19 protein-coding genes are annotated in these 17,673 nt (G+C 36.4%); 3 read left to right on the top strand and 16 right to left on the bottom strand.

The window, feature by feature from the left end; genetic code table 11:
- Positions 1–126 precede the first annotated feature (126 nt).
- Positions 127–804, top strand: coding sequence for a class I SAM-dependent methyltransferase (locus MWU84_RS21240; protein WP_246905493.1), 678 nt, complete (start codon positions 127–129; stop codon positions 802–804).
- Between the two features lie 98 nt (positions 805–902).
- Here MWU84_RS21240 and MWU84_RS21235 read toward each other — a convergent pair whose 3' ends face one another.
- From MWU84_RS21235 to MWU84_RS21200, 8 genes are all read right to left on the bottom strand, one after another.
- Positions 903–1,328 carry a hypothetical protein gene (locus MWU84_RS21235; RefSeq protein WP_246905490.1) on the bottom strand — a complete coding sequence of 142 codons (426 nt, stop codon included), beginning with the start codon at positions 1,326–1,328 and terminating at the stop codon, positions 903–905.
- A gap of 546 nt (positions 1,329–1,874) precedes the next feature.
- The gene (locus tag MWU84_RS21230) at positions 1,875–2,222 is read right to left on the bottom strand and encodes a hypothetical protein (protein ID WP_246905487.1); all 348 of its coding nucleotides are present in this window, start codon (positions 2,220–2,222) and stop codon (positions 1,875–1,877) included.
- Between the two features lie 160 nt (positions 2,223–2,382).
- Positions 2,383–2,985 (bottom strand): short chain dehydrogenase, encoded by a 603-nt coding sequence (locus tag MWU84_RS21225; protein WP_246905484.1) that lies wholly within the window; start codon positions 2,983–2,985, stop codon positions 2,383–2,385.
- Positions 2,986–3,426: a GNAT family N-acetyltransferase gene (locus MWU84_RS21220; RefSeq protein ID WP_246905482.1), complete on the bottom strand. Its 441-nt coding sequence runs from the start codon at positions 3,424–3,426 to the stop codon at positions 2,986–2,988.
- A 43-nt stretch (positions 3,427–3,469) separates the two neighbouring features.
- Entirely contained in the window at positions 3,470–3,775 is a 306-nt protein-coding gene (locus tag MWU84_RS21215) for an ArsR family transcriptional regulator (RefSeq protein WP_246905479.1), read from the bottom strand.
- A 213-nt stretch (positions 3,776–3,988) separates the two neighbouring features.
- The gene (locus MWU84_RS21210) at positions 3,989–4,870 is read right to left on the bottom strand and encodes a response regulator transcription factor (RefSeq protein WP_246905476.1); all 882 of its coding nucleotides are present in this window, start codon (positions 4,868–4,870) and stop codon (positions 3,989–3,991) included.
- Positions 4,871–4,901: 31 nt separating this feature from the next.
- The gene (locus tag MWU84_RS21205) at positions 4,902–5,414 is read right to left on the bottom strand and encodes a hypothetical protein (protein WP_246905473.1); all 513 of its coding nucleotides are present in this window, start codon (positions 5,412–5,414) and stop codon (positions 4,902–4,904) included.
- A gap of 27 nt (positions 5,415–5,441) precedes the next feature.
- Positions 5,442–6,392 (bottom strand): SDR family oxidoreductase, encoded by a 951-nt coding sequence (locus MWU84_RS21200; RefSeq protein ID WP_246905470.1) that lies wholly within the window; start codon positions 6,390–6,392, stop codon positions 5,442–5,444.
- A gap of 918 nt (positions 6,393–7,310) precedes the next feature.
- Here MWU84_RS21200 and MWU84_RS21195 point away from each other — a divergent pair.
- Positions 7,311–8,585 (top strand): glycoside hydrolase, encoded by a 1,275-nt coding sequence (locus MWU84_RS21195; protein WP_246905467.1) that lies wholly within the window; start codon positions 7,311–7,313, stop codon positions 8,583–8,585.
- Positions 8,586–8,888: 303 nt separating this feature from the next.
- Here MWU84_RS21195 and mddA read toward each other — a convergent pair whose 3' ends face one another.
- Positions 8,889–9,623, bottom strand: a complete 735-nt coding sequence (mddA, locus tag MWU84_RS21190; protein ID WP_246905464.1) for a methanethiol S-methyltransferase — start codon at positions 9,621–9,623, stop codon at positions 8,889–8,891.
- Positions 9,624–10,071: 448 nt separating this feature from the next.
- The gene (locus MWU84_RS21185; protein WP_246905462.1) at positions 10,072–10,929 is read right to left on the bottom strand and encodes an alpha/beta hydrolase; all 858 of its coding nucleotides are present in this window, start codon (positions 10,927–10,929) and stop codon (positions 10,072–10,074) included.
- 54 nt (positions 10,930–10,983) lie between these two features.
- Here MWU84_RS21185 and MWU84_RS21180 point away from each other — a divergent pair, with 54 nt between their 5' ends.
- On the top strand, positions 10,984–11,613 hold the full coding sequence (locus MWU84_RS21180) for a TetR/AcrR family transcriptional regulator (RefSeq protein WP_246905459.1): 630 nt from the start codon (positions 10,984–10,986) through the stop codon (positions 11,611–11,613).
- Between the two features lie 360 nt (positions 11,614–11,973).
- On the opposite strand, the gene MWU84_RS21175 is transcribed toward MWU84_RS21180, so the two are convergent.
- From MWU84_RS21175 to MWU84_RS21150, 6 genes are all read right to left on the bottom strand, one after another.
- A complete protein-coding gene (locus MWU84_RS21175) occupies positions 11,974–12,933 on the bottom strand; it encodes an NAD(P)-dependent alcohol dehydrogenase (RefSeq protein WP_246905456.1) in 960 nt (319 codons plus the stop codon).
- Positions 12,934–13,031: 98 nt separating this feature from the next.
- Positions 13,032–13,634: a DJ-1/PfpI family protein gene (locus MWU84_RS21170; RefSeq protein WP_246905454.1), complete on the bottom strand. Its 603-nt coding sequence runs from the start codon at positions 13,632–13,634 to the stop codon at positions 13,032–13,034.
- A 239-nt stretch (positions 13,635–13,873) separates the two neighbouring features.
- The gene (locus tag MWU84_RS21165; protein ID WP_348647886.1) at positions 13,874–14,317 is read right to left on the bottom strand and encodes a class I SAM-dependent methyltransferase; all 444 of its coding nucleotides are present in this window, start codon (positions 14,315–14,317) and stop codon (positions 13,874–13,876) included.
- A 4-nt stretch (positions 14,318–14,321) separates the two neighbouring features.
- On the bottom strand, positions 14,322–15,026 hold the full coding sequence (locus tag MWU84_RS21160) for a class I SAM-dependent methyltransferase (RefSeq protein ID WP_246905452.1): 705 nt from the start codon (positions 15,024–15,026) through the stop codon (positions 14,322–14,324).
- A 12-nt stretch (positions 15,027–15,038) separates the two neighbouring features.
- The gene (locus MWU84_RS21155) at positions 15,039–16,343 is read right to left on the bottom strand and encodes an amino acid permease (RefSeq protein ID WP_246905450.1); all 1,305 of its coding nucleotides are present in this window, start codon (positions 16,341–16,343) and stop codon (positions 15,039–15,041) included.
- Positions 16,344–16,642: 299 nt separating this feature from the next.
- Positions 16,643–17,524, bottom strand: a complete 882-nt coding sequence (locus MWU84_RS21150) for a TraB/GumN family protein (RefSeq protein WP_246905448.1) — start codon at positions 17,522–17,524, stop codon at positions 16,643–16,645.
- Positions 17,525–17,673: the final 149 nt, after the last annotated feature.

The raw sequence follows: 17,673 nt of genomic DNA, 5'->3' as shown, positions 1-17,673 counted from the left end.
GAACCGAAATCCCTCAGGGAAGTGGCGCAGTTTGAACCGAAATCACTGGCGCAATGAAACCGAAAAGCCTGGCGCAATTTGGTCCGAAGTATCCATATATAATGTATATACTTAATTGGAGTGGATATGATGAAGAATGAAAATGGACTTAAAAAAAACAAGAAGCCATGGCCTACAAAGGAAGCTATGGAACAGGTCTATAGGATGAATCTTTGGGGAGGTAAGGCCACCGATTTTTATTCGGGTGTGGGTTCGCACAAGCCTGAAATAGTAGACCCATATATTGCGGTTGTAAGGTCTTTTTTAAGCTCATTCAAAAGCCCTCTTGTGGTATGTGACTTGGGATGTGGGGATTTTAATGTGGGTAAGGAATTGGTGCGTCACACTAAGAACTATGTTGGGGTAGATATAGTAGCAGACCTAATAGCACGCAATAAGGAAAAGTACAAAGAGGAAAATTTGGAATTCCATTGTTTGGATATCGCCGTAGATGATGTGCCTCCAGGGGATTGTGCTTTATTGCGACAAGTGCTACAACATTTATCAAATTTGGAGGTGCAAAGTATAGTGGGTAAGTTGGCCCATTTTAAGTATGTTGTTTTAACCGAACATTTGCCTAATGGCGATTTTGTACCCAATATAGATATTATTTCGGGACAGGGAATTAGGTTAAAAAAACGGAGTGGTATAAACCTATTGGCCCCACCATTCAATTTTAAGGTAATGGAAGACAAACAATTATTGTCCGTTGCTTTGGAGGAGGGTAAAGGGGTTCTCCAAACCACCTTATATAGCGTTTTTTAGACCACTTCATTTTAGTTGCCGTCTAGCCCAGAGGGTAAAAACACAGTTCTGCTACGGTTTTAAGCAGGGAGGATTTTTGTGAGTCTGTAATCAGAAAATTAACTATAAACCTTTTTTGAAAATGGCGTGTTTTCAGGTGGCAAATTCAATTCTGCCAATATCCTATGCAATTCAATAAGGGAATCAATGTCAATCAGTTTTGTATTGATTTTCAATTCACTTTGTTCCGTTTTAAGTGTGTAATCACCTGCAAACTTTTTAATCCAATTTATATCATTCAGACTTATTTTTTTTCCGAATCCGTAAAGTGCATTTTTTCGGATCGTCCCGTTTTCTATAGTCAGATATTGATAGGTCAAATCGTGTAAATAATGACCAACGTATAAAATACCTACCACCAAATACCCGTAGTCTGTCCATCGAATTTCATCATTGACCACAACGCTTAAAATTCCGAGTCCAATCCAAACCATTCCGAGCAATAAATGCGCAATTAATCTTTTTTTCCTAAATTTTATTTTCATGTCTATGGTTTGCTTGGTTGTCTTCTAAAGCCCCACTAAAATGAGTGGACGGCAACTGTTGATAGACTTGATTTAAGTCTGACTTTGGCATAGCCCTCTCTAGGAGCTTGGTTCACTTGCTCATTTTATTGCTTGTTAATTTCGGTATATTAATCCATATTTTTTATTGGTCTTGACCCAATCTTCACCTGAAAAGCCAAGGTCTATATTAATATTGGGGGTTCCACATTTCCTAAAGTAACCTTCATACCCCGTAGGGGAGTGGGCAAAAAACATCATGACATTTTCTTCCCTTTTATTAAGTAATCCACGCTAGGTTCCTTTTGGTACATAAATTAAGCCTCCCGATTCTCCAACTTGCGCTTTTTTCCAAAAAAATGATCTCAACTCTGTCCTGTTGTACAAATAATAACTCATCTTCATCAAAATGTTGGTCACTGGAAACCTATAAACCTATGCGGCCATGCCCATAAGCGCGGCAGGATTATCCCAAGTAGGGTTATACTGTCCATTAATTTTATACCTTTTTGTGGGCCGTTTTTTCATTTATATTTTTGAGAAATTTTTAATTGAATCTACCCATTTCCATTCGGATTTTCCAAAATTACCTGAATCTTCAATTACTATTAGATGGGTTTTGTCAATTATTTCAATTTTTATTTTTCCATATAAACAGTCTTTACCAACAGGAATATCGGACCATGTTAATTCAATAATATTATTCTTTAATTTACCAAATCCAACATGGCACCAATTTTCTCCCAATTTAAATTCTTCCGTTTTTTGATTCATTCCTAACCAATAAATATCATCTCCGACAACATTTAACCAAAATGGATTCTTCCCTTTTGACTCCCAGAATCCAATTTTAATTTTCTCAGTAGTATTCTTCATTTCTTAATTTTGACTAGCGTTAAGGATTTTGATTGATAAGCTGCAGTAGCGGATTTCTTCTAACTAACTTTTTATTTTAGCGCTAACCCTTTTTTATGTTTATTCTTACGTTTATGACTTAACCTGCTATTATTTATTCACATTGTTGGTAACGGGCTATTTAATCATATATTCTAATTATTTCTCCGTTTCCTTTTCCATTTACACTTCTCACATATCCGTTAATTACTTTTTTCATTGGAATTGGGTTGTGTCCTGGGAAATAATCTTTGTACTTTTTGTATGCATCTTCTACCATTCCTGAAGATACAACATTTACTCTTATTCCATTTTCAATTTCGAGAGCAACGGCCTTTACAAAGCTGTGAATTCCTCCATTGACCATGGAAGCACTTGCTGTTTTAATAACTGGGTGGTCGGCTAAAATTCCCGTTGACAAGGTAATTGAGCCGTGTTTATTTAAGTAATGCCGACCAATGCGCAAGAGATTAACCTGCCCCATTAGTTTGCTTCTTATTCCAAAATAATAATCTTCTTCGGTAAGTTCACTAAAGTCCGCCCATTTAGCTTCTCCTGCAATGCAAATTATAGCGTCGAAGTTTCCAACTTGTTCAAACATGGAGCTGATTGATGTACTATCGGAAATATCAACCGTAACATCTCCGCTTGTTCTTCCTGCGATTAGGACTTCATGGTTTTCTTTAAAATGGGAAACGACAGATCTTCCAATTGTTCCCTTTCCTCCAATTATTAATATTTTCATTTATTCTTGATTTAGGTTATGTTCAAAATGAAATCCTAGGATTTTAAAGTTCTGGTTGAAATAGAATTTGTGGGAACGTGCATTCTCCACATAGGTATTTAGGCCAATAGATTGGTAATCATTAGCTAATGACCACTTTTTTATCTCATTGATAAAGTATTTACCAAACCCTTTTGATTGAATTTTAGAGTCAATAATCACATTATCCAATTCCAGTTGTTTTCCACAATAGATTCTTATTGTGGTCCAACCACTGGAAATACCAATTAAATTGCTATTTTCAAAAAGTGCAAAGCATATATAATTTGGAACTTGGGTCATATTTATTAATCGTTCTTCAATAGTATTTAAGTCCATTTTTGGGTTTAACTGTTCTATTAAGCCGAGTACTTTTTCTCTGTGCTCCAAGGGTTCAATGAGTTCAAATTGTAAGTTTTTCATATTTACATTTCGCTAATTGTAGATTTAATAAAGTAAATAAAATTTACTGCTTTAGGAATTGACAATATTCCTCAATCACTTGTTCATTTCTCTTTAGGTAAGACCATTTTCCGTGACGTGTGGAAATTAATAAACCACACTTTTCCATATTGGTCAAATAGGTTGAAATGGTTGATTGGGATAGTCCTGCTTTCTCTTGGATATAGGTTACGCAAACACCATCATTAAAATGTTTTAGAGTTTCGTGAGGTGGAAAATTCATTGCGGGTTCTTTTAACCATTCCATTATCTGTAATCTGGTTTGGTTAGACAAACATTTCCCTATTTCTGTTGCTAATTTTATTTTCATCCAACAATCATATTGATAAATCTCGATATATGAAAATGATATTAAAATATTCTTTCAGTTTTCGGCGTATTGCCATCGGTCAAGGGTAAGATGAATTGGGGATTCTTCCAATGAAAAACTTTCGCCATACATTGGATATTATTGAATTCCTAGACTTCCGAACGGGAAATATACCTGTAAATAACTGAACACCTAATTGTTCGGCATTTTATTTTAATTCATTTTATACTTTTCTCTATATTCCGATGGGCTTAGACCTTCTCTTTTTTTAAATAATCTTGAAAAATATTGAGGATATTCAAATCCTAGTTCATAAGCTACTTCAGAAATACTTTTATTAGGTTTCAATAGAATATTCTTGGCTTCGTCAATCAAGTATAATTGCAAGTGTTCGGTTGTGGTTTTACCTGTTTCTTGTTTAAGAGTGTCGCTCAGGTAGCGTTGAGAAACGGTCAACTTATTTGCTATTTCTTCAATACTTGGAATACCTTTTTCCTGTAGTTGTCCCGATTCAAAATATTTTTTCAAGTGTTGGTTAAATTGCTCTAACAAATCATTGGATAATTCTTTTCGATTTAAAAATTGTCTTTCATAAAATCGATTGGCATATTTTAATAGGGTGCTTAATTGAGAGATGATGATATCTTTACTAAACTCATCTTGGTTGTTATGGTATTCTATTTCGATATTCTGTACAATGGACTCCAGCTGCTTTTCTTCTTTAGGAGAAAGGTGCAAGGCCTCATTGGCCGAGTAGGAAAAGAACCCATATTTCTTAACTTGTTGCGCTAATTCAGTCCCTTTCAGAAAATCTTCATGAAAGTTGATAGAAAAGCCCTTTTGCTCAAAAACTACGCTGCTATCCCATTGCAGTACTTGCCTTGGAGCTATGAAAAACAGCGCGCCATTGGTAAAATCATACTGGGTTCGCCCGTAAGTTAAGTCGCCCTTGATAATTTTCTTAAAGCTAATGGTGTAGCAATCGTTGGTAATGGGTGGTGAGCTCTCTTTAGGGCACGGCAAAAAACCATCACCCATAGCGGTAAATACACTGAACATGGGGTGTTCCGGACGTGGAAGTTCCAAATATTCCAAATAGGCCGATAATGTATTGAAATGTTTCATTTTATTTTTTTAACTCTTGTTTTGCCTGTACTAATTGCTGATTGTATTCGTTGATCCGCGCGTGTGCCAAACCATCTATCAGTAAAATAACCGATAACATGGCAATGGTAGTAATCATGCTGGCGCGCCAAATAGGTACGTTCACCAAGAAGAGCACCACGGCACAGATGACAATAATAATGGGAATACCCGTGAAAACCACATTTTTGTATTCCTTTAAAGTGGCTTCGGCACGTTCTAGTTCTGAATCTACAAAAGACACTATGTTTTTGTGGTATGCTATTTCAAACTGTGTTATCCTAGATTTGTTGTTAAAGAATAGCCCAAGACCAATGATTACCAACAGGGTTCCCGCCACCAGGGTGGGAATAATGTAGGCTTTGGCCAACTCGGTTTTCCCTACTTGCCAAAAACCGAGGCTAATGACTAAAAATACCAGGCCTGCCAGTACAAAAAATGGGGTGGAAACCAGTTCTGCCTTTGCCCAATCTGTGGCTGCTTTTAAAATATCCATGACTTTATGTTTTTCTGATTCCCTAATTTATAGATTCCACTCCAAACCAGTCGCCTTTTCTGATACTTTCCACAACTTCTCTGCTACAGGTTTATCTTTTGCGTGTGGCTCTAACTTACATTCACCAACAGGTCCAGTCCAATAATTTTTTCCTGTTGGGCCATAAAAACCTTCTTGATCCAAGTCTGGTTCTGTGGCACACATCAATTCTGGATATGAACCCTTTTCAGCCGATTGTACCATTGGTGTCAACTTCATTATTTGCCAAATGAATCTTGTTAATAAGCTACCACTGGTTTTAATTAGAGAAGTAGATGAAGCCCCTGGGTGACAGGCGTACGCTTTTACTGTTGTTTTACCTGTTTTTTTCAGCCTATCCTGCAATTCGTATACACACATAATCTGCGCCAACTTACTCTGGCTATAAACACTATTGGGACTATAGTTTTTATCCCAGTTCATATCATCGAACTGTATGGTTTTAATACCTAAATTATACCCCATACTTCCTACAACCACAATACGTCCTTTAGATGCTTCAATTCGTGGGTAAAGTATAGCCTGTAGTAAAAAATTACCATAATGGTTTACCCCCAATTGACTTTCAAAACCATCTACAGTAAAGTTTTGTTTAGGTACTTGGGCAATGGCAGCGTTACACATCAATGCATCGATTTGAGGTACCGTTTTAAGAACTTCTTCTGCAGCTTTTCTTACAGAAGCTAGTACTGCCAAGTCCATTTGTATATTCGTTACATCAATAGCATTACCAAGCTCATGTTTCAATGTAGCAATGGTGTCTTGAGATTTTTTCAGGTTTCGGTTCAACATCACCACTTTTGCCCCCTTTGACAATAATATTTTTGCTGCTTCAAAACCAGTGCCGCTGGTAGTGCCGGTTATTACGAATGTTTTACCGCTTAAGTCTTTTATTCTATCGGGTGTCCACCCTTGTGTGCCAAATTTGTTTGTATTCATCTTTCCTAATTTTTTGTTTTAAAAGAATAGGACAAAGGTCGGTATATATCTACCTTAACTTCTTAAACGCAATTTCGAATCTTGTATATTTTTTGGTTTTTGTTTAATCAAACACAGTTGCTGAATTGTATGAACATTAGCGGATTGCGCTGTACAAATTTTGCTAGGGAAGATAATTTGGCACTACTGCAACGACTTTCCATATTTTAAACCATTCAACATCGAGTTATAATTTGGTACAATGCAACTAAGTTTAAATCTATGCTTTGCGCCAAAACCCTTCCAAAAACGGATAAAACATTCGTCATTATTTGAAACGCCAAACCCCTTTTAGTTGATCTTCCTCACCATTTGCACATGCATTTAAAATAGCGGTGCTAGCTATATTATTACTGCAAACCAAGATGATGTTGTCCTCAGCTCTCGGTTCATATATTAAGCCCAGAATTCTTTTGTTTTCTGAGGTAAACGCAATACAGGTTAAACTTTTCTCCAACCCAGCTGGCGCGTAAAAATTTACTCGGTTATCGAGATTTTAACCTGCCTACCGTCGGCGGGTGCTCTGACGCTTGCCTGCCCGTGCCGTTTAGGCGGGCCTGCCCGTGCCGTTTAGGCGGGCCTGCCCGTTCCATTCAGCATTCAGGCGGGCCTACCTTTGTTTGCAGACAGGCTTGTCGCGAGGTAGTTTACGGAGGTCTACTTGAAAAACAACACCCATTTTTAGGCCATAATCAAAGTAAAGGGACAAAACAGAACCAATACGGCTATTTAGCTAAAGGAATTGGCAGACTTTTAAGAGAAATAATTTGGATTATGGTATTTAACATCAATAATACCTAACTTGTATGAAATTAACCATAATTATCCAGAAATTACATTTTTGCCATTGTCAAACCTGTCCATTAAACCGACCAATACATGAAAAACCATCTTTTTATAGCTGTACTAATTCTACTCGTGCTTTCATGTGAAACGACCAAAAAGGAATCCACTTCACAGCCAAAAGACGAATACCCCGAAGGTTTTCCGTATGGAAATGTGCCAAGGGAAAAACCCAATACCCCAATGAGTGCCGCCTTCAATCGTATATACGACGGCAGTTATACAGGCTTGGAATGTCAAAGCAATGAACTCTTTTCCACATTCAAATACACACCTTTGAAGGGCCTTGATTATGGAAAAAAAGACGGTAGGATTTCCAGAAGGGACGCCTCCAAAGTCATTAAAACCAATGGTAAGTATTATGTGTGGTATACGCACAGGAATACCCCGACGCCACCGAATGCCGAGGCAGGAAATGATACCATTCCTTCTAGGGACTGGGATCTGGCAGAGATATGGTATGCCACCAGTAAAGATGGGATTACTTGGGAAGAACAGGGAGTGGCTGTACCAAGGTTGGAAAAACCATATCCTGGGTGGAGGTCTGTTTCCACTCCGGACATTTTAGTGTATAAAGGGAAATATTACCTGTACTACCAGGCCTATACAGAAATGCCGGGTAGCCAGGGGAAAGGGGATGATTGTCCTGTGGCTGCCTCGGTTTCCGATTCTCCCGATGGACCTTGGACGCCTTCCAATAAGGTAGTCGTGGAAAATGGCCCGGAAGGAACCTGGGATCAATTTATAATCCATGATCCCTATCCGTTGGTTTATAAGGATAAAATCTATTTATATTACAAGGGAGAAATGGGGGGTAATCCAAGAGTAAGGGCACAGGGCCTTGCTATTGGAGAAGATCCTTTTGGACCTTTTAAAAAACATCCGCTTAATCCGGTAATCAATTCGGGACACGAAACGGCCCTCTTCCCGTTCAAGGAGGGTTTGGCGGCACTTGTAAGTCGACACGGACTTGAACACAATACAATTCAATATGCACCCGACGGTGTCAACTTCGAAATTGCAGCCATCACCTCATTATTGCCAATTGCTCCCGGTGCCCATGTGCCGGACGCCTTTACGGATAGCGGGAATGGGCGTGGTATCACTTGGGGTTTATGCCACTTCAGGGATGTGTTAAAAGTTGGGGGTAACAGTCAGAGCTATAGCATACTGGCGCGCTTCGATTGTGACCTAAGTCTCGACCTCGATGACCCCGAAATGAAGGAAAGTGACATTTTCAACGACCCGGAAATCAATTTTAAGTTCGGATTGAGCGAGAAACAGCTTGAAAGGGTTTTGGGATCGGAATAAGCTCCAATGAATTTTTAATGTGTGATGAAGTTTGCATATATAGCCCTCAAGGCCCTGTTGCAGTATTACAAATCTGTCCAATAATCCATAACCAGAACATCGGCTTTTATAGGGCCTAATTTACTCGATAATCCAGATTAAAACCTACCTGTCGTAGGCAGGTGCTCCTGCGCTTGCCTGCCCGTTCCATTCAGGCGGGCCTGCCCGTTCCATTCAGGCGGGCCGGCCCCAAGGTAATTTACAGAGGCCTGCTTTAATGAAGTTTTAGAAAACTAAGCAGTGCTATTTGGGGAAAGCTTACAATTATTTTCTTTTTGTATACGGAATTATCATAGGAACCTCCTTTTGATAAGTTTCATATTTTTCTCCAATGAACTTTTTAAGGTCTTTTTCTTCCAAATATTTAACAGCTATAAGAATGTAGACAGTGGTTACAAGAGCGAAAAATAAATGTCCGACTGTCATGGTCGGTGTTACCCAAAAGGCTATTAGAAAACCTAGCATAATAGGATGCCTTACAATTTTATAAAAATAATTGGTTTGAAATTTTGGGTTGGGCGTTTGTTTGTTCTTTAGATTATCAAAAATCTGTGCTAGTCCAAAAAGCTCAAAATGATTGATCATAAATGTTGACAGCAGTACAATGAGCCATCCCATATAAAATATTCCTATTAAGGCACTGGAAAGAAAAGTGTTTTGTGTTTCCCATACAATAGTATTAATTGGTTGCCACTGCCAGTAAATTAGAATTAACGCTAAACTTGATAGCAAAATGTAAGTGCTTCTCTCCATGGCGTGACTAAAAATAGAGGTAAACCATTTTTTAAATGCAGGGCGAGCCATGATGCTATGTTGCAAGGCAAATACACTTAACAAAATAGCATTGGTTGATAAGGCATTGATTAATGAAGGTTCTATCCCTGAATCTATTGTTTTTGGGACATAAATATTCCCTACAAATCCAATCGCGTAAAGAAATGCTACAAGAAAAATAATGTATGCTAATGCGCCGTAAATTAAGATGACTACCTTTTTCATTTCTCTTAGTTTTTGTTATGTCACAAAATTCAACCAAAAAAAAGGTTCTTAACTTGCTTAAAAATCCAAAAAATGTGTTCTAAGGTCCATATCCCTTGCAGAAATATTAATCGCGTTTAATTATGGACTTGAATTGATTTGGAGGTAGTTCAGTTTTTTCTTTAAACGATTTAATGAAATGAGAGTTAATTGTAAATCCACTCTCATAGCATACTTGGTCTACTTGATATTCGAGATTTGAGTGCTCCAACACTTGCCCCGAGGTAGTTTACTTTTAAATTACGTTCAACCAATAGTTTATTAGCAGCTTCCAGACGTTTAGTCTTTACCCATTTATAGGGTGTTGTATTAAAGTAGCTGTTAAAATCTCTTTTAAATACAGATAAACTTTTTCTGCACGGTTTGGCAAACTTCTTAAGTTTTAGATTGTACTGAAAATTATCTGGCATTATTCTTTCAATATCAATTTTTCTATTTTCCTATTATCATTTTTATTTTGAACGTGTTTGGAGTTTTCGAATAGAACAGTGTTTTTCAAGGAAGGAAAAATTTTATGTGCGCGTTTAAGCATTTTTACCCCTGGAAACATGATGTCATTTTTTGCACCAATTATGGTAATTGGGGTATTTATTAATTTTGCTTCCCCACGTTTTATCACAGGAACAGGAGTAAAATCCATTTTAAAATTTAAAAAAACTTTGGACAAGTATTTATGGGCAAATTCATCTTTTTCTGTAAAAAGTGTGTTTAAAAATTTTTGGAGGTATTTATTATTTTGGGTTTTCATATACCGCTTCATAGGAATAAATATCTTGAATAATGCAGCCAGAGGGTTTCCATTAACTATGAATGCCGGGGCAGATAAGTATACTTCTTTGATATTAGTTTCATTATCAATCAAAGTTTTGAGAATTATTAATCCACCGAAGGAGAATCCGGCCATAGTTACATTTTTTAATTCCAGCTTATCTATTAGGTCGTTTATCCATAAACCATAGCTGTTATCTTTCATGCTTAATCTAGTTTCAGCACTTTTATTAGGTTGTGCTAGAACATCAATGGCAAATACTTGAAATTTCGTGTAAAGGGTTGGGTAGGTTTCCAAAGCAATGGGAGCACAGCCGTTGGATCCGTGAATTAACAGTATTGGCGGTTTGGTCGAGTCTCCAACTACAATAATATTGGTTTTCCCATAAATAGTATCAATTCGTTTATTTTCATATTGTATTGCGAGATCGTTTAATTTTTGCTCATAGAGCGCCAATATTTCTTTTTTCCCAATTTCTGATTTGAATAGTGATGACATTTTGTATTTTTAGGACAAGTTTACTAATAATTTTTAATTAGGACAAGTTTACTAATGAGTAAAAAAAAGAAATTGATTTTAGAAACGGCCAAAGTCTTATTTAATGAAAATGGTTATCACCAAGTTACAATAAGAATGATTGCATTAGAACTCGATATGAGTTCGGGAAACTTAAACTATCATTTCCAAAAGCGTGAGGATATTTTTGAAGCCTTGTATTTTGAGATGGTTTCAGAATTTGATGAAAGAATTGAAAACTTAAACAATACCGAAGTATCCATTGCCCAGATTAGAAGGGATATTGAACAAAGCATGAAAAGAATGATCGATTATAAATTTTTCTGGACAGATTTATACCATCTTTTGACGGTAAGTGACAAAGTAAAAAAACATTTTCAAGAGGTTTATAAAAATAGGATGGCCGGTTGTTTTCTTTTGTTTGAAAAAATGAAAAAACAAAACTTAATAAGAGCATCATCTTTTGAATCCGAGTATGAATTTTTGGCCGAGAGAATGATAAATTATGGGAATACGTGGTTATATTCCTCCGGACTATATTCAAATAAATTTAACCCAAACCAGATCGATAATCAAGTAAATATACTTTTAAGTATGTTGTACCCATTTTTAACTTCTCAAGGTCAAAAGGATTATAAAAAATTATTACCGGAGCTTTTTGGATAATTGGAAGGAACGGCTTGGCACTATAGTTAATGGCATGTTTACGCATCCAATCCTGTCCGTAAGTAAGGGTACGATCGGGTGGGTTGACAAATAAATCCAAAACTGAAAATCCGTCCTGCACACTTCTGGGCGAGGTAGCCTAACTATCTGCAGACAAGGATTGTCAGAAGTAAGAGGACGCACATTTACTCGATGATCGAGATTTTAACCTTCCTACCCAAGGCAGGTGCTTCGACACTTACTTGCCCGTTCTTTTCAGGCGGGCTTCGAAGTCTAAAATAAGGTTCCTTTCAATGCCTTGCATGTCTGCCTTTGCCGGTCAGGCAGGCTTGCCCTGAAGTAGTTTGCTTATGGCCATGGTTATGCTCTCGTTTTATAAATATTAATTACTACGTTTCCCGTTTTTTGTCCTTTCATGACATATTCATACGCTTTGGAGATATCCTCTATTTCATATTCTCTATCGATCACTGGTTTGAACTTACCTTCTTTCAACAGATTCCTGATAAAGGGAATCGTTTTCTTCTTGTCATAGGGTATTGGAAAAATAACCTTTTGATTGGCAAAAATGGAGGTAATGGCAAAAAGAATATTTTGAGAATAAGGTCCAAGTTCGGAAGATATATAAATTCCCTTTTCTTTTAATAATGGTTTACATTTTCCAAAAGTACTTTTACCAACCGCATCAAATATAAAATCATACTTAACTTTGTCATTTGTAAAATCATCTTTGGTATAATCAATAATTTTATCGGCACCTAATGATCTTATTAGCTCGATATTTTTTGTATTGCACGTAGCTGTAATTTGGACATTGTATTGTCTTACAAATTGTAGAAGAGCAGAACCAATTCCGCCAGTTGCCCCATTTATCAATATTTTTTGACCGTCCTTCATATCTACTTTATGAATGAAAGTATAGGCATAATGAGCTCCTTCCAGACTGGAGGCCGCTTGTTTATAATCTATTTTTTCAGGGATAGGAAATAGTTCATCCTCTTTTACTATCATATATTCTGCTTGCGATTCTGAACCTGTATCAGTAAAGCCAAATACTTTCTCACCTATTTTATATTTTTCACTTTCCGATACAACCTCACCTGCAAAATCTGTCCCCAATATTGTTTTTCTTGGCCTAAACAATCCCAGGACAAACCTCATTATGAATGGTTTGGCTGTTAGATTGGCACAATCTGTCCTGTTGACTGTAGTGACACAAACCTTAATTAATATTTCACCTTCATTGGGAATTGGTTTATCAATATTTTCAATTTTTATTTGATTTGGAAAACAATAATTCCTGCGTATTGCAGCTTTCATTTTTCAACTTTTTAATAGTTCAGTTATTGGACACTGGGTTTATGATTAGGCAAGTAGGGGAACAGAAGGCGATAAACTATCGTGATCCACCGAATGCCCTATTTTCTACAGCCATTTTTTGCTACAGTAAGTATTTCAAATTCTTTAGGATGATAATCCATTCCTATTCGTATTTCTTCTTTTTTTTCTTTACCGATTAACTTCTCACATATATATAAGCCTAAATCTATTGAAGAGGCAACAGCTCCTGCTGTTATAGTATTATGGTCGTCAACAATTCTGGTTCGGGCAATTTTTTTACAATACTTTTCCAATGATCCATATTCATTAAAGTTTGTTGTAGCGGTTTTATTTTTCAAAAATCCAGCAGCACCTATTAGTAAGCTACCTGTACAGATTGAAACAATATAGTTTACTTTTTCTCCAGTTTTCAACCAATCAATAAAATTTGTGTCATATTGAAGCTTTCTTGTACCATATCCACCAGGAACTACTATCATATCGTAATTTGATAAATCGGGTTTAATTTTATCGATTATGATTTCTAATCCAAAGCTATCTTTTATCGTTTTTTTAGTAGCGCATAGATCCCAAGTCAGATTTTCAATAAACCCTTTGGTTTTCATGTTTTTTAAAGGGTCATAAAATCCAATAAAATCCAAAAGAGTTATTTCGTCAAATAGTATGTATGCAATCTTCATTTGTGCTTCTTGCTGCTAGTGTGGTTGTATAAGGAAAGTTGTGTGTAAATAGGCGTAAGTTTTTCAGTATGGTACTGACCCTAAATATATAAAAAAGCCTGTGAATTAAGTGTTTACCGCCAGTTTTTTATATCCGTTATTACCCACTGGCTATGTGCCTCCATATATTTATGGGGAATTCTAAAAAAAAATACCCTTTACAAAAAGAATGTAAAGGGCTTTGGCAGCATTCCCTTATCTTAAGGTTTTTTCCCTATATATCCCAAGAGATTTTTTCCAAATGCCTCAAATATTAAAAATCCACCTTTCTTTAATTTCTTATCTAGAATACCGTGATATTCCGATTTTAGGTTTGGTGGAAAATGGGCATAAATAAGGGCTATAGTGTCAAAGTAAATATTTTCGAAATCCAATTCGGGTAATTGTCCAACCCGATAATCGATAGAAACATTATTTTCATTGGCAAGTTTCAACGCTTTATTTTTTCCTTCAACGCTAATGTCAAAGGCAGAAACATCCCAACCTAATTTTGCAGCATAAACAGCATTTCTACCTTCTCCTTCAGCTGGAAATAAAATTTTTCCGGGCTTAAGGTTCGCTATTTTCTTCTCTAGGTATTTGTTAGGTGTAACACCATAGGCAAATTCCTTTTGTTTATATCTTTCGTCCCAAAATGCTTTCATTGTATTAGTTGGCTTTTATGATGTATTGATATGGTAGCAAATCCACATTTACCTCAAAATTAGTATAGCCTGCCTTTTTAAGTTCTGCAATTACCTGATCTATAGAAACTTTATGATCGGTAGGGGGGCCAACCGGCACTTCGGTTTTAAAGAAATCAATAAGTACCAATTCACCAGTTTCTTTAGTTCCTTTTTTAACTTTTGAAAAGTAGGCGCTTCTGTTTTCTATATGATGGTAGGTGTTTACAATCAACACCATATCTACTTCCTCATTGGCTAAGTTTGGACTGTCAAAAGGAATTTTACGTAGCTCAATGTTTTTAAGGTTATTTTCTTCAATTCTTGTTTTCAGGGCATTTTGAAATTCATCACTAACATCTGCGGCAATTACTTCTGCGCCCTTACTTGCCAGTTTTATCGAAAAATATCCGGAGCCTGCACCAATATCCACTATTTTCTTTCCTGAAACCCCACCTAAATAGTCCAACACTTTTTCGGGTTGTTGATAGGCATCTCTTTCAGGTGATTCAAATCGCTCAATTAAGTCTTCTACAGCTGTTTGGTGCATATATTCATTAGCTGATTTGGCATGATGTTTTTCACCCTGTTCTTCATGACTATTGGTATGGGAATTTTGCTTTTTATTCTGAGAACAGGCAGTCATAATTGCTAGTGAACAGACGAATGTTAAAAAATGTCTTTTCTTCATTTTGATTTGTTTTTATTGTTTGTTTTTTAATTTATTACTCCATAAATAGGTTACAAGACCTAAGAATATATTTCCCAGACCTATCAGCGTTTCGGTAGGTTTGTTTATAAAGGCATATACAATCATCCAAAGCGATAAAGTAATAAATACAATTTGGAAGATGGGGAAGAATGGACTTTTATATCCACTTTGTGCTTGACTGCGGTTTTGAATTCTTAATTTAAAAACTCCAAAAACAGTTACCACAGACGAAACGGTCAGCAAAATTCCGCAATAGATTAGAATTTGTTCAAAGGTTCCCGTTATAATCAATAAAGCACTTATTAAAAATTGAAACCATAGCGCTTTTTTAGGGAGGTGCTTTTGTGATGTTTTAAAATACTGCCAAAATTTATGGTCATTTGCAATGCTTGAAGTGACCCTGGAACCTACCCAAACCATGGCACTTATACTGGACACTAACAAGAGTGAAATGGCCAATCCAAATAATTTGGCATAGTTTTCACCAAGCATTTTAGTCATGGTAATGGTTCCCACATCCAATTGGCCCTTAAGTTCATTTATAGGGACATGTTTTAAAAAAACATATTGTAAAAGTGTGTAAAGTAGCGTTACTAATATTGTTCCACCAATCAAAGCTATAGGTAAGGACTTTTTTGGGTTTTTAAATTCTTCGATAATGTAGGCTGCCGCATTCCAACCAGAATAAGAATAACTTACGTAAATAAGTGCTATGGCGAATGCAGGCGAAATTATTTCTGTAAAACCAATACCTCCTAAAGTGGCAACATCTTCGGACGAAGCTTGAGTGGACAAACCAATTATTATTAGGGCCAAAATAAGAGCCACCTTTAAAATGGTGCTTACGTTTTGAAATGTTGAGCTAAAAGCAAGACTTCTTGTATGTATTGCCGTGATAAAACCGATTAACAAGATGCTCGTCCATTGAGGGTTGAGATTGAAAAAAGGAAAGTAAGCAGCAAAAGCAATGGAAGATAAGGCTATTGGTGCTGCAAAGCCTACCGTAATCGAAATCCAACCAGATAAGTAGCCAACAAGAGGGTGGAACAAACTACTTAAAAAAGCGTATTCTCCACCAGATTTTTGAATTTGGGTTCCTATTTCTGCATAGCTAAAAGCACCTGATAGTGCAATAAAGCCACCCAAAATCCACAGTAAAAGTAGGGTAGTGGGGTTTTGTAAATCTACAAGTTGGAAACCTAAACTTGTAAAAGCCCCGGTTCCGATCATATTCGCTATAACCAGTGCGAGACCAGTAAGTGTTGTTATTTCATTATATCGAATTGATTTATTCATGAGATTTACGAGAATGAAATTATGAATTATTGCAGTAGGTTTCTGTTACATATGTTACTTACTAAGGTATTTTTTAATTATCACCACTGTACTTGTATATGGCAAGTAGGGCGGTTGAAAGGGATATACTTTCGGGTTTTCCCAGAGCCATAGTGTTATATTTTGTTATAAGTTGAAAAATCTTAGAAGCTCAATATTCCGCTAACGCGAAAACTTCAATCTGGGGGTGATTGTAAATAGTGCTGAACTTTTGTAAACCACCGAACCCCTTATTTTTTCTATACCCTTAAGGCAGGTATTTATAATAAGTTGATTGGTGTTACGCTATAACCAATTCCTTGTAATTGGTTTATCAATCCACATTGGTACATTAAATGGCTTAACCCGACAGCAATAAAACAGTTTTTCTTTTTGAGTAAATCCCTAATTGTCTTGATCCACGTATTGTTTCTATCAGTTAGGACAAGTGTATTTGTACACGGCTCATTGAGTCTAAAGTCAATTTCCATTTGGGAATACCAATCCGTTTCGCCACATTCGTTTGCGTTTTCATTTCTAATTTTATCTATGATATTGGAGAGCCTTCTTTTATGGGTTCTTCTAGGCATTCCTTCCACGTCCTTGTTGATTAGTTCTATTTGTGACTCGATAGTTTCTAGACCATATAATTCTATATTTTGTTCATGTGCTTTAAAACTTATATAATCATCTAAGGAAAGTGAAGTGTCAACAGCGCTTTTGTTTAAACAGACTTGCTGTTTGAAATGTCTGTTTAAAAAAACGTACATTTCTGCTGGGGACATTTTGTTAAAATCTGTTGGACTTTTGGAAAACAAATTTTTTAAAAATGTCAAATCTCTTTGGTTTAAATACCTATGCCAATTAAGCACTTCTTTTCGGTTGTTAATTATTTCTTCAGCAGTATGTCCTGGAATATCCAAATTTTCTCTTATCAAAATGTCAGAAGAGGATAAAGCCTTATTGGCTACCGTTAAAGAATCAAAAAACAGCTTTCCAAACGCGTGATGTGTCCCAAATAAATATGATGTTTTTGATGAATTTGCGTCGGTTATTTTGAAGAGGACCGTCTTGTTTAAAAGAGTATCACGATTAGTTTGACCCAGAACAAAAGTTGAGGCCAACATTAATAGTAGTAGAATTGTAATCTCTCTTATTTTCATTATTGTCTGTCTAATCAACGGCAACGCTTTATAAAAGAATAGTAGGGATTGAATCGTATTTACTCGATAATCAAGATTAAAACCTGCCTGCCCGTTCTATTCAGGCGGGCCTGCCCGTTCCATTCAGGCGGGCCTGCCCCAAGGTGGTT

It is taken from the genome of Arenibacter sp. F20364, assembly GCF_023015905.1.
In the GTDB taxonomy this organism is placed as follows: domain Bacteria; phylum Bacteroidota; class Bacteroidia; order Flavobacteriales; family Flavobacteriaceae; genus Arenibacter.
The sequence above is the reverse complement of the archived record's forward strand: the minus strand, read 5'-3'. Positions and strand labels throughout refer to the sequence as shown.

Excerpts from the sequence above, each read along its gene's own strand:
- MWU84_RS21240 (WP_246905493.1), top strand. The coding sequence starts at position 127 with ATGATGAAGAATGAAAATGGACTTAAAAAAAACAAGAAGCCATGGCCT.
- MWU84_RS21235 (WP_246905490.1), bottom strand. The coding sequence starts at position 1,328 with ATGAAAATAAAATTTAGGAAAAAAAGATTAATTGCGCATTTATTGCTC.
- MWU84_RS21230 (WP_246905487.1), bottom strand. The coding sequence starts at position 2,222 with ATGAAGAATACTACTGAGAAAATTAAAATTGGATTCTGGGAGTCAAAA.
- MWU84_RS21225 (WP_246905484.1), bottom strand. The coding sequence starts at position 2,985 with ATGAAAATATTAATAATTGGAGGAAAGGGAACAATTGGAAGATCTGTC.
- MWU84_RS21220 (WP_246905482.1), bottom strand. The coding sequence starts at position 3,426 with ATGAAAAACTTACAATTTGAACTCATTGAACCCTTGGAGCACAGAGAA.
- MWU84_RS21215 (WP_246905479.1), bottom strand. The coding sequence starts at position 3,775 with ATGAAAATAAAATTAGCAACAGAAATAGGGAAATGTTTGTCTAACCAA.
- MWU84_RS21205 (WP_246905473.1), bottom strand. The coding sequence starts at position 5,414 with ATGGATATTTTAAAAGCAGCCACAGATTGGGCAAAGGCAGAACTGGTT.
- MWU84_RS21200 (WP_246905470.1), bottom strand. The coding sequence starts at position 6,392 with ATGAATACAAACAAATTTGGCACACAAGGGTGGACACCCGATAGAATA.
- MWU84_RS21195 (WP_246905467.1), top strand. The coding sequence starts at position 7,311 with ATGAAAAACCATCTTTTTATAGCTGTACTAATTCTACTCGTGCTTTCA.
- mddA (WP_246905464.1), bottom strand. The coding sequence starts at position 9,623 with ATGAAAAAGGTAGTCATCTTAATTTACGGCGCATTAGCATACATTATT.
- MWU84_RS21185 (WP_246905462.1), bottom strand. The coding sequence starts at position 10,929 with ATGTCATCACTATTCAAATCAGAAATTGGGAAAAAAGAAATATTGGCG.
- MWU84_RS21180 (WP_246905459.1), top strand. The coding sequence starts at position 10,984 with ATGAGTAAAAAAAAGAAATTGATTTTAGAAACGGCCAAAGTCTTATTT.
- MWU84_RS21175 (WP_246905456.1), bottom strand. The coding sequence starts at position 12,933 with ATGAAAGCTGCAATACGCAGGAATTATTGTTTTCCAAATCAAATAAAA.
- MWU84_RS21170 (WP_246905454.1), bottom strand. The coding sequence starts at position 13,634 with ATGAAGATTGCATACATACTATTTGACGAAATAACTCTTTTGGATTTT.
- MWU84_RS21165 (WP_348647886.1), bottom strand. The coding sequence starts at position 14,317 with ATGAAAGCATTTTGGGACGAAAGATATAAACAAAAGGAATTTGCCTAT.
- MWU84_RS21160 (WP_246905452.1), bottom strand. The coding sequence starts at position 15,026 with ATGAAGAAAAGACATTTTTTAACATTCGTCTGTTCACTAGCAATTATG.
- MWU84_RS21155 (WP_246905450.1), bottom strand. The coding sequence starts at position 16,343 with ATGAATAAATCAATTCGATATAATGAAATAACAACACTTACTGGTCTC.
- MWU84_RS21150 (WP_246905448.1), bottom strand. The coding sequence starts at position 17,524 with ATGAAAATAAGAGAGATTACAATTCTACTACTATTAATGTTGGCCTCA.